This window comes from Streptomyces sp. NPDC090088 (assembly GCF_044747345.1).
Taxonomy (GTDB): Bacteria; Actinomycetota; Actinomycetes; order Streptomycetales; family Streptomycetaceae; genus Streptomyces.
In genome coordinates this window covers 602008-616194 of the sequence record NZ_JBIVDZ010000004.1, presented here as the reverse complement: position 1 = coordinate 616194, position 14187 = coordinate 602008, and the positions used below count along the sequence as shown (strand labels likewise).

At 70.6% G+C, this 14187-nt stretch carries 12 protein-coding genes and 1 pseudogene; 9 read left to right on the top strand and 4 right to left on the bottom strand.

Annotated elements, in window-relative coordinates:
- Nucleotides 1–6: 6 nt before the first annotated feature.
- The 3 genes from ACIPSJ_RS22780 to ACIPSJ_RS22770 form a co-directional block, all read right to left on the bottom strand.
- Entirely contained in the window at nt 7–1227 is a 1221-nt protein-coding gene (locus ACIPSJ_RS22780; RefSeq protein WP_401348210.1) for an MAB_1171c family putative transporter, read from the bottom strand.
- Nucleotides 1215–1739, bottom strand: coding sequence for a ParH-like protein (locus ACIPSJ_RS22775; RefSeq protein ID WP_359212504.1), 525 nt, complete (start codon nt 1737–1739; stop codon nt 1215–1217). The genes ACIPSJ_RS22780 and ACIPSJ_RS22775 overlap by 13 nt, the downstream gene beginning before the upstream one ends.
- A 103-nt stretch (nt 1740–1842) precedes the next feature.
- A complete protein-coding gene (locus ACIPSJ_RS22770) occupies nt 1843–2280 on the bottom strand; it encodes a helix-turn-helix domain-containing protein (RefSeq protein ID WP_359212507.1) in 438 nt (145 codons plus the stop codon).
- Between the two features lie 332 nt (nt 2281–2612).
- Between ACIPSJ_RS22770 and ACIPSJ_RS22765 the strand changes: the two genes are divergently transcribed.
- The 3 genes from ACIPSJ_RS22765 (at nt 2613) to ACIPSJ_RS22755 (ending at nt 5509) form a co-directional block, all read left to right on the top strand.
- Nucleotides 2613–2843: a hypothetical protein gene (locus tag ACIPSJ_RS22765; RefSeq protein WP_401348206.1), complete on the top strand. Its 231-nt coding sequence runs from the start codon at nt 2613–2615 to the stop codon at nt 2841–2843.
- Nucleotides 2844–2896: 53 nt separating this feature from the next.
- A complete protein-coding gene (locus ACIPSJ_RS22760) occupies nt 2897–4519 on the top strand; it encodes an alpha/beta fold hydrolase (protein ID WP_401348204.1) in 1623 nt (540 codons plus the stop codon).
- Nucleotides 4520–4846: 327 nt separating this feature from the next.
- A complete protein-coding gene (locus tag ACIPSJ_RS22755) occupies nt 4847–5509 on the top strand; it encodes a hypothetical protein (protein WP_401348202.1) in 663 nt (220 codons plus the stop codon).
- Nucleotides 5510–5853: 344 nt separating this feature from the next.
- Here ACIPSJ_RS22755 and ACIPSJ_RS22750 read toward each other — a convergent pair.
- A pseudogene (locus ACIPSJ_RS22750) lies at nt 5854–6008 on the bottom strand (pirin family protein); the annotation flags it as partial.
- 427 nt (nt 6009–6435) lie between these two features.
- Here ACIPSJ_RS22750 and ACIPSJ_RS22745 point away from each other — a divergent pair.
- The 6 genes from ACIPSJ_RS22745 to ACIPSJ_RS22720 form a co-directional block, all read left to right on the top strand.
- Nucleotides 6436–7416 carry a carbohydrate ABC transporter permease gene (locus ACIPSJ_RS22745; RefSeq protein WP_401348200.1) on the top strand — a complete coding sequence of 327 codons (981 nt, stop codon included), beginning with the start codon at nt 6436–6438 and terminating at the stop codon, nt 7414–7416.
- 14 nt (nt 7417–7430) lie between these two features.
- Nucleotides 7431–8264 (top strand): carbohydrate ABC transporter permease, encoded by an 834-nt coding sequence (locus ACIPSJ_RS22740; protein ID WP_401348197.1) that lies wholly within the window; start codon nt 7431–7433, stop codon nt 8262–8264.
- A 92-nt stretch (nt 8265–8356) separates the two neighbouring features.
- Nucleotides 8357–9730: an ABC transporter substrate-binding protein gene (locus tag ACIPSJ_RS22735; RefSeq protein ID WP_401348195.1), complete on the top strand. Its 1374-nt coding sequence runs from the start codon at nt 8357–8359 to the stop codon at nt 9728–9730.
- Nucleotides 9731–9791: 61 nt separating this feature from the next.
- Nucleotides 9792–10874 carry a LacI family DNA-binding transcriptional regulator gene (locus ACIPSJ_RS22730; protein WP_359212527.1) on the top strand — a complete coding sequence of 361 codons (1083 nt, stop codon included), beginning with the start codon at nt 9792–9794 and terminating at the stop codon, nt 10872–10874.
- Between the two features lie 172 nt (nt 10875–11046).
- A complete protein-coding gene (locus tag ACIPSJ_RS22725; RefSeq protein WP_401348192.1) occupies nt 11047–13608 on the top strand; it encodes a carbohydrate-binding protein in 2562 nt (853 codons plus the stop codon).
- A 69-nt stretch (nt 13609–13677) separates the two neighbouring features.
- Nucleotides 13678–14187: glycoside hydrolase family 36 N-terminal domain-containing protein (locus tag ACIPSJ_RS22720; protein ID WP_401348190.1), on the top strand; the 510-nt coding region annotated here is incomplete at its 3' end.

The following is a 14187-nucleotide window of genomic DNA, read 5'->3' as shown; positions in this document are numbered from 1 at the left end:
CATGCCTCACTCCGCCGTGACCTGGGCGTGCGCCCGGTCGCGGATGTCGCGCACCACGGGGGAGCGGGTGAACGCCCGGGCGACACGCACCAGCCAGGCCGCCTCGTCCTCGACGGTCTCCAGTCGTGCCGAAGGCGTCGGTCCCGCCCGGCCGGGGGCGCCGTCGTACAGCCGTCCGGCCCGTCTGTCCGCCAGCGCCGCGGCGATGACGGCGGCTTCGAGGACCGCCTCGCGGTCGACGGCCGCGAGGCCGGTGCCGTCCAGTGCCCGCACCGTCCGGTCGAGGGCTTCCGCCCGCTGGTAGGGCCGTAGCGCCAGGATGCCGTCCCGGATCTCGATGACCCGGCGGTACCGGGCGAACTCCGCCTGACGCAGGGCCGGGCGGCGGGCGGCATCCGGATCCAGCGCGATCTCGGGCAGCTCGGCATGGAGCGCCGCCCACAGGGGTTCGAGGGCCCGGTGGGTACGGCGGGCGCGCAGCCGGCGCAGCGGGGCGGTGATCCGCTCGCCCCAGAGGGTGGCGGTGGCGCCGGCGGTGACCAGGACGGCGGTGAGCATCCCGAGGGTCGTGGAGAGGAGGTCCTCACTCAGCCCCTGACGTCCCGTGGTGATGTTGGCCGCGGCATCGTCGAGAGTCCACAGGGTCCACACCACCGCGGTGGCCGTGGCCAGCGCGGCCAGCCGCAGCCCCGTGCGCAGCGGGCCCGGGAGGGTCTCACGCGCATGCCGGACCAGGGCACGGGCGAGCACGCACAGACTCCAGCAGAGATAGGCGACGAAGAGCACGTTGTAGGTGGCGAGAACCCGGCCCCGGCCGGGCGCGGCCACGAAATACGCGCCGTCGCCGGTGACGCCGGAGCCGAGGAACAGCCCCAGCGCGGCCACTTGGACGACGACGGCCGTGCCGCCGATCCGGCGACGGCGCCTCGTCGGTACCGGCTCGCCCACGCGCGGATCGAGGGCCAGCGCGACCAGGGCGAGGAAGGTACCCGCGGCCGCCTTCAGCTCCCAGGGGAGCAGCAGTTCGGCACAGGGCGCGGAGACGGACCGTTCCAGCACGCCCAGCACCGCGGGGGCGTTGAGCAGCATCGCCATTCCGGCGCACAGCGCGAACCCGGCCACGTCCCGGTGCGCCGGATCCGCTCCGCCGCCCCGGGCGAGCGTCAGCCGGTGCCCGGCGAACGCCAGGAAGACCAGCGCGGCGAGACACGCGGTCAGGTTCTCCACGAGCCCCGCCGAGCGACCGGCCGGTCGGCGGTCCGCCGCTCGGGCGGGGCGAACAGGGAACGCATCCGGGCCTGCGCCGATCCGGCCGGCGTGGTCACGGCGGCCGCCGCACGGTCCTGCTCCGCGGCACGGTTCAGGATGAGTGAGGCCACGAGCTCCGCCTCCTCCTCCTGCGGCTCGGTGTAGACGGTACGGCCCAGGACCCGCTGGACCAGCGACGCCGGGAGATGCGGCAGCAGGACCCGCGCGGCCGAGGACGCGGCGGGCGAGGTCTCGTGGTGACCGCACAACAGGTGCGCGACCTCGTGCAGCTGGATGTGCCGCTGGTGCAGGGGCGTGGTGTCCGCGGGGTAGAGGATGCGGTCCGCGTGGTCCGTGGTGACGAGCAGTCCGCACGGGAGGTGCGGCCGGGCGGCGACCGGCACCAGCTCGATCGGCCGGCCCCGGGTCCGCGCCACCATGTCGATGAACCGGGCCATGTCGAAGGGGGCCGGCAGATCGAGGCCGTCCACCAGGACCCGGCACCGTTGCCACAAGCGCTTGTCGCCCCGACCGCCCCGCACGCCCAGCCCCTCTTCCCCGTGACCGCCGCGCCGCCACCGTCTCACCGGGCGGTCAGCCGTCGCTGCGGGCGCCGCCCGCGCCCTCCCGCCGGGCCAGGACGTCGATCATGTCGCTGATCGTGTTCACGCCCTCGGGCGAGAGGTTCACCGCCCGCAGCGCCACACTCCGCACTCCGGCGTCCCGCAGGGCCCCCAGCAGCTCCAGCTCCCTGGCGATGGCGGCACCCTGGTCGTCGTCGAAGAAGTAGGCGACGGGGACGTCGAAGAACTGGGCGAGCGCTTCGAGGTGCCGCTTCGTCGGGTTGTCCCGCCTACCGGTTCGCAACTGCCACAGGTAGGTGGCGGAGAAGCTCTCCCCCGTGGCCTCCCGGCACGCCCGCGCCACCTCCTCGTGGCTGAACTGCTCACGGTTGGGCCGCCGTACGATGCGGAACAGCGCGTCGATCTTGTCCGCGAGGCTGCCCGGCGAAGCCGCGTCGGCGGTACTCACGTGCGGCCTCCCTCTGCTCCTGCGTCAGCCTCGGTGGAACGATCCACGATCCCCGTTCACCGTAGCTTACGCCCGGGTCGGCGGGACGCCTCGGGCAAGCCTTTCGACCGCGCCGACCGCGGGGACCGGTGCGGACGTCCGATGCCCCGCCCCCCACGGAGCGGCGGGGCACCGGTGTGCCTGCGGTCAGCCCTGCCGGCGGCGCCTTCACCGGCGCGGTGGCACCGAACTGCTCGAAGTCCATGGTCACGGTCGCCTTGCCGAAGTCGTCCTTCAGGACATCCATCGCCGGGCCGTCTCCCCAGGAGTAGGTGCCGTCCAGGGTGACCGGGGTGCCCGTGCCCACGTCGGTGCTCATCCTGACCTCGGCCGAGCCGAGTTCATCGGTCCGGTCGGTCGCGTGCGAGAGCACCGCCATGATCTTGTCCGCGTTGTCCACGGCCGAGGTGGCCGTCTTCACCCCACCGGAGCCGCACGCGGACACCACGACCATCGCCGCCGCCGTGAACCCCACCCACGCAGCGGTGTACTTCAGCTTCATGAGTCCCCACCCATCGCTGTGATTCCGCGATGCGCGTGGGCCGGCCGGCCGCCACGGCGTGAGTGAATGGGGCGCATGCTCCTCGACTTAGCGCACGACCACGACGGCGAACGGCTCAGCGGTGTGTACGGCGGTGATCCCGGCGGGATCACCGCCGTAGTGCTGCATGGCGCAGGCACCAGCAGCACGGAGCGACTGCTGCCGCTGGTGCGGGAGTTCGTGGCCCACGGCTGTCGAGGGATCGCCTTCGACTTCTCCGGGCACGGCGAAAGCACCGGCAAACTGGGCGAGTCGAGCCTGCGGCGACGGTTCGAGCAGGCCGTGGCGGTGATCGATGCGTACGCGGGCGCGGACGGTCCGCTGGTCCTGGTGGGATTCAGCATGAGCGGGCAGACGGTGGCCGATCTCGCCCGGCACTACGGGGACCGGGTGGCTGCCCTGGGGCTGTGCGCACCCGCCGTGTACACCGCCGAAGCGTGGGACGTGCCCTTCGAGGACGGGAACGGCCGGTTCAGCGGGATCATCCGGCAGCCGGACAGTTGGCGTGAGGCACCCGCGCTAGACGTGCTGCGGGCGTACGAGAGCCGCGCGGTGCTCGCCGTGCCGGGCACGGACACGGTGATCCCGCCCGCCGTGACCGAGGCCGTACAGGACGCGCTGGCCACGCGCGCCCAGTACACGCGGTTCGACCTGCCGGACGCGCGGCACCGGCTGGGAATGTGGTTCCGCGATCACGGCGAGGACCGGCGGAGCTTCGTGGCGGCGGTGCTCACCGGCCTGGACGCGCACGGCTGGACGGCGACGCGTGCGTGGGCGGCCGAACAGCTCGGCCACGGCCGCTCGGTCACCGACTCCCGCCTCCTGTCCGGCGGCTGGAGCTCCCAGATGCGCCGACTCACGCTCGACGACGGCACGGATCTGGTGCAACGCACCTTCGTGAAGCCGTTCTTCCGCCACCACGGACCCGGGCTGCTGACCCGCGAGGCATCCGTCCTGACCCTGCTCGCAGGCCAGGAAGGCATCCCCGCGCCGGGTCTCGTCGCCGTGGACGCCGACGCCGAACACTGCGACCACCCCACCCTGTTGATGTCCGCGCTGCCGGGCCGCGTCCGGTTGGACGAGGACGACCTCGACCGGCGCCTTGACCTGCTCGCTTCCCAACTCGTCCGCATCCACGGCGTCGTACCGGCCGGAAGACCGCGCACCTACCAGGCGTGGACGTCCCCGGAGCGCGTCCGTACCCCCGACGGCCCCCTGTGGGAGCGGGCCGTGGACGTGATCCGTCGCGACCCGCCGCCGTACGACGGCTGCTTTCTGCACCGCGACTTCCACCCCGGGAACGTGCTCTTCACGGGAACCGGGTCGGAGCTGCGGATCACCGGTGTCGTGGACTGGGTCGAGACCTCGTGGGGACCTGCCGACCTGGACGTCGCGCACTGCTCGACCGCGCTCGCGCTGCTGCACGGGCCGGCGTACGGGCTGGACTTCCGCGAGCGGTACGAGGCACACGGCGGCCGGGACCTCGCCGACGATCCCGACCACCTGTACTGGCGGCTGCTCGACGCCCTGCACTACTGCCCCGACGCGGCGAAGCTGGCCGGACCGTGGCGTGATCTGGGACGGGACGATCTGACGTCCGAGGTACTGGGAGAACGGCTGGAGGCGTACGTGGACGGACTGCTGCGACGATACGGCTGACCGGCCCTGTATCACCGTCCCGAACCGTCGCCCTGGTGGCCCGGCACCTACGGACCGCAGGAACCGAGGCCGTCGTCCCCCGGCTCCACCGGGGCTCGTTGCCCGCCGCCGCAGCAGCGGTCCAGGCTGCCATCGCGCGCGGGCCGGGACACCTGGCCCACCTGCCCGGGTGCAACGGTCCATTACGCGGGACACAACGCTGGTGTCCGTACCCGCGACCTGGCCGTCGAGGAGGGCCCCGTCGCCCGTTCCGGGACCTCTCGTGAGGGCCGATGGGGGCCCGACAAACCAGTCGAGAAAGCCTTTTCGGGCTGTCACCCTGGCCAGATGTTGCTCAAGCTGACCGGTTCCAGCGGCGCGGGCAAGACCACGCTCGCCTTCACCGTCATCGACCGACTGGACGGGGTCGTGGTGCACGACTTCGACGAAGTCGGTGTCCCGGACCCGCCGATCCCTCCCCACTGGCGCAACCGCATGACCGAGGTGTGGGTGCGCCGCGCGCTGGAGTACGAGGACCGTGGAATGGACCTGCTGCTGTCCGGGAACTCACCGCTGGGTGAGGTCCTGGCCGCCCCCTCGGCCCCGTCGCTGAACGGGATCGCCGTCTGCCTGATCGACGTCGCCGACCAGGACCGGCGCGAGCGACTCGCCGCACGCGACGGCGGCCGATGGGACCAGGCCGCCACCGACGCCTTCTGCGGCTGGGCCGCCTGGCACCGCGGGCACGCCCGCGACCCGCGATTCCGGCCCGACATCATCACCGACGGGAGCTGGCCGGAGATGGCCTGGCACCGGTGGACCACCTGGACCGCCGAAGACCCGCGATGGCGCACCCACCTGATCGACACCACCGGCCAGTCGCTCGCGACATCCGTGGACCAGGTCGAGCGATGGGTCACCGAACAGCGCAACGCACACCGGTCGGGCCGGCTGGCTCTGCCCCGAGGCTGGACGGACGAGACACCCGGCCCAGCCCACCACGACGCTTGATCCACTTCTGAAACACGCCCACATACGGGTGCCGCCACCCAGCCATCCCCACCGTATGGCGGACGCGGCCGCGCAGTCCTCGGTGACCGCTCCGCGCGTGGTTCCCGCGGCTCAGCACCCGGTGGTCGTTCCAGCAAGCGCAGACCTCATGCGATTACCTGACCGCGCAGGGATGGACTGTTCGAGACGGTCCCACACGGACAGAGTCGACCGCTGCGGGCGGCCCGGATCGGTGGCGCGAACAGTGGCGATCGGCGCCGAGCCTCCGCAGACGATCGGCCGAGGGGCAGGACCGGTTGGCCGACCTGGGCAGCCCCCTTCGCGTCAGTGGACGTCATGGCTGGTCAGCGGGTTCGGCCTCGTGGTTTGAGGGGGGGGCTTGGGCAGTGCCGGTGCGCGGAGCGCCGTCGTAGCCCCTTGCTTCGCCGAAGCGGGTGCCCTTGGCCCAGTCTTCGCGGGCCTGGACGATCTCGTCCTGGGTGCGGGCGACGAAGTTCCACCCCGCATCGAGCCCCAGGCGGCTCTTCGTCAGAAGTTCTGAGTCCGGTGAACGGGCCTGCCCAGGACGGCTGCGACGCACTCGTCACACCAGGCGCGAGCAGTGCACCGGGGTGCGAACTACCCGAGACGGAGGCACACATGGGCACAGGCTTGGTCAGTCCCGTGGGTTGGACGCTCCACGGCTCGCCCGGTCAGGGCCTGCCGCCGCGCAGGTCCTGTGCGACACAGCCGGCACCGGCCGGATCTCGTCGATCGATATAGGCCCGATCTCTTGACCCCGCAGAATGTTAGCGCTCACACTCACTGCACGTGCTGATGCACCACACCGTGCGGATGCACACGAGTCCCCTATCGGGCGTCGGCTCGCAGCGTCCCTTTTCCCTCGCTCTAGCGCATGTGATCGAGCCGCCCTTCGGAGCGTAAACGTGATCGATAACAGCCCAGTTGCCACACCGAGACCGGCGGCCGACCGCCGTTCCTCCGGGGGCGCGCCCTTCTCGGCCGCCGACGGCACGCGGTACCGCAGACGGAGCCGGCTGCGTACCACCGCCGAGGCGTACGTCCTGCTCGCGCCGAGCCTCGCCGGGTTCCTGCTCTTCCTGCTCGCCCCGATCGTCGGCGTCGTCGTGATCAGCTTCTTCGACTGGAACCTGATGGGGTCACCGCACTTCGTGGGGCTGGCCAACTACCGCGAGATGATGGGCGACAGCGAGGTCTGGCGGGCGGTGCGCAACACCGTCTACTACGTCGTCCTGAACATCCCGGCCCAGACCGTGCTGGCCCTGCTGCTCGCCCTCGCGATGAACCGCCGGCTCAAGGGCGGCAAGGTCTTCCGGGTGCTGTTCGTGCTGCCGTGGATGGCCATGCCGGTGGCCTTGGGCATCGTGTGGAGCTGGGCCTTCGACCCGCAGCACGGTGTGATCAACCAGTTCCTGTCGCTGTTCGGCGTCGACGGCCCGGCCTGGCTGTCGTCCACGACCTGGGCGATGCCGGTGATGGCATCGGTCAACATCTGGCAGTACACCGGCTACACCATGCTGTTCCTGCTGGCCGGGCTGCAGGCGATCCCCGAGTCGCTCTACGAGGCCGCCGACCTGGACGGCGCGGGCCCGGTCCAGCGGTTCTTCCGGATCACCCTTCCGCTGCTGCGGCCGTCGATGTTCTTCGTGCTGGTCACCAACACCATCGGGTCGTTCCAGATGTTCGACACCGTGTACGTGATGACCCAGGGCGGGCCCGGCGGTTCGACGGACACGATGAACTACCACATCTACCAACAGGCGTTCCAGCTCTTCCGCAGCGGCTACGCCTCCGCGCTGGCGATGCTCCTGTTCGCCATGATCCTGCTGGTGACGGCGGTTCAGTTCCTGTACTTCCGCAAGCGCACCGTCTACGACTTCAGCTGAGGGCGGCCATCTCCATGTCTGCGATTTCGAACGCCGTTCGCCGTACCGGTCTGTACGGCATCCTCGCCGCGGGAGCGCTGCTGTCGGTCGGGCCCTACCTGCTCACGCTGAACGCCGCCTTCAAGCGCTCCTCCGACCTGCTGTCCACCGACGCCTGGGCGCCCGCCCACCCCGCGACCTTCGCCAACTTCGCCGCCGTGTGGAACGACTACGGGATGTCCTCGTTCCTCCTGCACACCCTGTTCGTGGCGGTGGTCGTCACCGCCGGGCAGGTCGTGTTCAGCGCGACGGCCGCGTACGCGCTGGCCCGGCTGGAGTTCCCGGGACGGGACTGGCTGTTCTGGGGCTACATCGCCACGATGATGGTGCCTCAGATGATCACCCTGGTGCCGCTGTTCCTGATGATGCGCGACCTGGGGATGGTCGACACGTTCGCCGGGCTGATCCTGCCGACGGTCTTCGGCACCCCGTACGGTGTGTTCCTGGTGCGCCAGCACTTCCGCACCATCCCCAAGGACCTGGAGTCCGCCGCCCGCATCGACGGCGCGGGCACCTTCGGCATCCTCGTGCGGATCATGCTCCCGCTGAGCCGCCCGATCCTGGCCACGCTCGCCACCATCACCTTCATCAACACCTGGAACAACCTGATCTGGCCGCTGATCATCACCAACAGCGACCGGACCAGGGTGGTCACCGTCGGCATCGCCGCCCTCCAGGGCGAACACGTCTCCGACCTGCCGCACATCGTGCTGGCCGGCGCCGCGCTCGCGCTGCTGCCGCTGATCGCCGTCTTCCTGCTGTTCCAGCGGCACATCGTGCGGTCCATCGCCCTCACGGGCCTCAAGTGACCTCCCTGCGTGATGCGTGAATTGTTAGCGCTAACACTTCACCTTGCGAGCCGCCCCTCTTTTCCCACCCGCACCGAAAGGAAGTCCCACCCATGTCCAGCGCCACCAGAAGAGCCGTGACCACGTCCGCCGCCACGAGAGCCCTGGGCGCGGCCGCCGCCACCGCCCTCCTCCTCGGTCTCACCACCGCGTGCGGCTCCTCCGGCTCCGGCGCCTCCTCCGACGGCACCGTCACCCTGCGGTACGCCATCTGGGACGCCGTGCAGAAGCCCGCGCTGCAGAAGTCGATCGACGCCTTCGAGAAGCAGCACCCGAAGATCAAGGTCAAGATCGAGCTCAACGCCTGGGCCCAGTACTGGAGCAAGTTGCAGACCCAGCTGGCGGGCCGTACCGCGCCGGACGTCTTCTGGGACCACGTGGCCTACTTCCCGCAGTTCGCCCAGCAGGGTGTGCTCACCGACCTCACCCCGTACATCAAGGCCGACAAGCTGGACACCTCCGTCTACGACTCCAAGCTCCTCGCGGGCTGGGAACAGAACGGCAAGCAGTACGGCCTGCCCAAGGACTGGGACACCATCGCGCAGGTCTACGACAAGACGATGCTGAAGGCGGCCGGCCTCACCCAGGACCAGCTCGGCTCGCTGTCCTGGAACACCACCGACGGCGGCACCTTCGTCAAGGCGCTCCAGAAGCTGACGATCGACGAGAACGGCAAGCACCCGAACGAGACCGGCTTCGACGCCAAGCACGTCAAGCAGTACGGACTGGCGCTGTCCTCGCCCAACGGCCAGACCGACTGGTGGGACGCGGCGACCCAGAACGGCTGCAAGCTCCAGGACAAGGCCTGGGGCAAGTGGACGATCAACCAGGCGTCCTGCGTCCAGGCGATCCAGTTCGTCCAGGACCTGCGGCTGAAGTACCACGTGGCGGTGCCCGCCTCCGTCACCAACACCCCCAACGGCGCCTCGCTGCCGCAGGTCATGGCCCGTAAGCAGGCCGCCGTCGTCTGGGACGGCAGCTGGGACCTCAACGCCTACCAGAGCTCCCTGAAGGGCAACTTCGGGGTCGCCGAGCTGCCCGGTGGCCCGGTGGGCAAGGGGACGGTGTACAACGGGCTCAGCAACGCCCTGTACGCCGGCAGCGCGCACCCCAAGGAGGCATGGGAACTGGTGAAGTGGCTGGGATCCGAGGAGTCGCAGAAGATCATTGTGGCCACGGGCTCGGTGTGGCCCGGCATCCCCACGCTCAACCAGGACTTCGTCGCCGCGTGGCAGAAGCAGGGCGTGGACGTCAGCGCGTTCGCGAAGGAGGCCGCGGGCACGACCATCGGTTACCCGCTGACCACGTCCTCGGCGACGTACAACGTGAAGGTGCTGGACGCCTTCAACCAGGTCTGGCTCGGCCAGCAGACGCCGCAGAAGGCGGCCGACTCCGTCAACGAGGAGTCCAACGCGGCGGTCAAGTAAGACGGCCCCAGCCCCCGACCGCCGCCCGCCCCGCCCCCACCGCCGCCAGGAGTCCACGACCATGCAGCAGCCCGCCCCGGTCCCTCACGACGAGGAACCCTCCGCCCAGGGCGCCGACCGGACGCGCTCGGTCAGCATCTTCGACGTCGCCAAGGCGGCGGGGGTCTCCCACCAGACGGTCTCCCGCGTGGTCAACGGGAGCCCGAAGGTGCGCAAGGCCACCCGGGACCGGGTGTTGGAGGTCATCGACGAGCTGGGCTACAAGCCCAACCGGCTCGCCCGGGCCCTGGCCGGGGGAGTCGTGCGCTCGGTGACCGTGCTCACCTCGGACACCACCCTCTACGGGGCGTCCCTGGCGCTGCGCGGTATCGAGGAGGCGGCGCGGGCGGCGGAGTTCTCGGTGGCGATCAGCGTCCTGGACGAGCAGGCGCCGATGACGGCGGACGACGTGGCGAGCCGGCTCGCCCGGCCGGGTGAGCCGGTGCTGGTCATCGCCTTCAACGCGCCCGGCGAACGCGCCTGGCACGCCCTGCCCGCGGAGTTCCCGGCGGTCGCGGTGGTGGAGCGGCCGCGGGACGTCGGGGGAGCCGGGGACAGGCCCGAGGCATGGCTGGACGACCGTGCGGCGGCGGCGCAGGCCACGCGCTACCTGCTGAGCCTCGGCCATCACACCGTGCACTACATGGCGATCCCGTCGTCCACCACCCGGGTCGGCCAGCGTGCCGAGGGCTGGCGGGACGCCCTCTCCGACGCCGGGCGGCCGGTCCCCGAACCGCTCGAAGGCGGCTGGAGCCCGCGATCCGGGTATCTGACCGCCCGTGGCGTGGTCGCCGACCCGGAGGTCACCGCGGTGCTGTGCGGCAACGACGAACTGGCCCTCGGCGTGCTGCGCGCGGCGCGCGAGGCGGGCCGGGACGTGCCGGGCGACCTGAGTGTCGTGGGCTTCGACGACGCTCCGTACGCGGGATACACCCACCCCGCGCTGACCACCGTACGACTGGACTTCGAAGGCCTCGGGCGGGGCGCGTTCGGCATGCTGCACCGGCTGCTCGACCCCGGGAACGCACCGCTGCCGCCGTTGTGGGCAGAGCCCGAGCTGATCGTCCGTGAGAGCACCGGACCGGCCCCCGGCCGTTCCCGCTGACCGTTTCCCCGCTCGGCAAGCCGAGTACCTCCGCGCTCGAAAAAGTGCGCCGTATCGCTCCCTCGCGGGGGATGTGAGCGATAACAATGCGCTGAGCGTCCCGGAACCAACCCCTCCGTCCTCCCGCAGCGTCGCGGGAGGGGAAAGCCAGGTCTCCATGAGAAGAAGACCGTTGACCGGAGCAATGGTGGCCGTCGCGGCCATCGGCGCGCTGCTCGCCGTACCGGGGACCGCCGCCGCGGCCTCCCAGACCTACACCGTCGATCTCGGCACGACCACCGGAGCCGTCCTGCACGGCTCGAACGGCGCGCTCTACGGGCAGAGCGACGACGGTGTCCCCGGTGACAACCTCCTCGCCCCGCTGAAGCTGACCACCGGCTCCCAGAAGCCGCCGGGCGGCGCCCAGCACCCGGGCGCCGACATCCTCGACGTCGCCCCGTCGTTCTTCCGCAACGGCGGCGGCACGATGTACACCAACATCCAGGACGAGTATTCGGACTGGCCCTACCAGAACAACGGCATCAGCGACTACCTCACCAAGGTCGACACCGCCGTCAACGCGGTCAAGGCGACCTCGTACGCGAGCAAGGTGGTGTTCGTCCCGTTCAACGAGCCGGACGGCAACTGGTACACCGGCCTCGGCAGTTCGAACTCCACCACCTACGCCGCGGCGCTCAGCTCCTTCGAGTCCGACTGGAGCACCGTCTACGCCCGGATCAGGAGCGACTACCCGGGCGCCAAGATCGCCGGGCCCAACACCGCCAACTACCTCAGCAAGTTCTTCGGCGACTTCCTCACCTACGCCAAGGCGAACAACCAGCTCCCGGACGTCTTCACCTGGCACGAGCTGGGCCCGTCCTCGCTCTCCGGCTACCGCGGCCGCTACACCGCCTACCGAGCCCTGGAGACCGCCCGGTCCATCAGCCCGATCACCGTCAACATCGACGAGTACGCCAACCGGCGCGACCTGTCGGTGCCCGGCCAGATGATCCAGTGGGCCGCGATGTTCGAGGACACCAAGGTCTACGCCCAGCAGCCGTACTGGGACATCGCCGGCAACATGTCCGGCAACACCGTGCACACCGACGTCCCCAACGGGTCGTGGTGGTTCTGGCACTGGTACGCCGGGATGACCGGGCAGACCGTCAGGACGACCCCGCCACAGGCCGACGTCCAGGACACGCTCCAGGGCATCGGCTCCCTCGACACCGGCCGCAAGCAGGCCCAGGTGATCGTCGGCGGCTCCTCGACCGACACCAACGTGGTCATCAACAACATTCCGAGCGCCACGTTCGGCAGCAAGGTCGAGGTCACGGTCCAGTCCCTGGACTGGAGCGGCTACGAGGGCGCCTCCGCCCCGCCGAAGACCATCTCCAGGACCGCCTACACCCCGTCGGGCGGATCCATCACCGTGCCGCTGACCGGCCTCAACTCCATGTCGGCGTACCGCATCACGGTCACCCCGAACGGCGGCGGCACGGCCACCACGCCCAGCGTCCCGTCGTACTCCTCCTACGAGGCGGAGAACGCGGCCATCACCGACGGCACCGTCGTCCAGCAGGCCACCGGCGCCAGCTACTCCACCGCCCAGCTGTACGCCACCTCCGGCACGAAGGACGTCGGCTACCTCACCGCGAGCGACAGCAAGGTCGTCTTCACCACCAGCGTCCCGTCCGCCGGCACCTACAACCTGCGCATCTTCTACGGCAACCAGAACGGCTCGCCCTCCCAGCAGGTGCTGCGCATCGACGGCGCCAATCCTCAGTTCGTGACCTACCCGTCGACGCTCAACTGGCAGTACCGCTCCAACGTCACCGTCCCGGTCACCCTCAGCGCCGGCAGCCACACCGTCTCGCTCGCCGTCGCCGACTCCGACCTGGGCACCTCCGCCGGGCAGGTCACCCTCGACAAAATCGACCTGACCTCCGTGGCGAGCACCCCCGAGACGGTGTACGAGGCGACCCTCGCGGACACCAGCGGCAGCCCGTCCTACTCGTACGGCGACGTCGGCGAGACCGGCACCGGCGCCCTGGTCATGACCAGTGGTGACAAGGCGACCTTCGACGCCTACGCCCCGACCGACGGCTACTACACCGTCAAGACCGACTACACCTCCTCGGGCGGCAGCACCGCGCTCGCCCTGAACGGCACCACGGTCGCCACCTACGCCTCCTCAGGCGGCTCGGCCACCACCTCCAGTACCAAGCTGTACCTCACCGCCGGCATCAACCGGATCGCGGTCAGCCCCAACAGCGGGACCACCCTCACCCTGCGGAACCTGAAGGCCGACGGCTCCGGTGACACCACCGGCGTCACCAAGTACGAGGCCGAGAGCGCGACCCTGGCCGGCGCGGCCAAGGCCCAGTCCGACACCTGGGCCTCCGGCGGCAAGAACGTCGGCTACGTCGGCAACAGCAGCAGCAACACGCTCACCTTCGCCAACGTGAGCGCGTCCGCGGCCGGCCGCTACACCGTCGTCATCCACTACGCGCAGAACGACCGGGCGGGCTCCAGCAGTTACAACACCAACGTCGAGTCCCGCACCGCCCAGCTGTCGGTCAACGGAGGTACGGCCACCACGCTGACCTTCCGCAACACCTACAGCTGGAACGACTACTGGACCCTGCCGACGACCGTCACCCTCGCCGCCGGCACCAACTCCCTGAAGTTCTCCAACTCCTCCTCCTGGGCGCCCGACATCGACTACGTCGAAGTGGCCCCGGTCAACGGCTGACACAGCCGCCGCGGCGGGGACAGCTCCCCCTGTCCCCGCCGCCTCACCCCATCAGCCCGAAAGGCCGCCATGCCGAGCATCGCCCACGACCCGGAGCACCGCCTCTGGGTCCTGTCCGGACCCGGCTCCAGCTACGTCCTCCACCTCGACGACGCCCACCGACTGCGCGGCCTGCACTGGGGCCCCCGCCTCACCCTCGACCAAGCCCTCTCGCTCCTGAACTACCCGGCCCCCGGCCGCCGTTCCTTCGAGGACCCCGCGGACGGCACCCTCGACCTCGACACCGCCGGCGCCATGCGCTACGCCCACGCCGGCGTCCAGGTCCGCTTCCCGGACGGCGTACGCGACCTCGAACCCCGGCTCATCGACCACGCGCGTGGAGACGGCGAACTGGTCCTGCGGTTCGCCGACCGGCACTACCCGCTCGCCGTCGAGACGCACTACCGGCTGCGCGCCGGTACGGACGTGCTCGAACGCCACCTCGTCCTGCGCCACACCGGCGGGGGGGGGGGGGGGGGGGGGGGGGGGGGGGGGGGGGCGGCGGGGGGGGGGGGGCGGGGGGGGGGCGAGGCGGGGGCC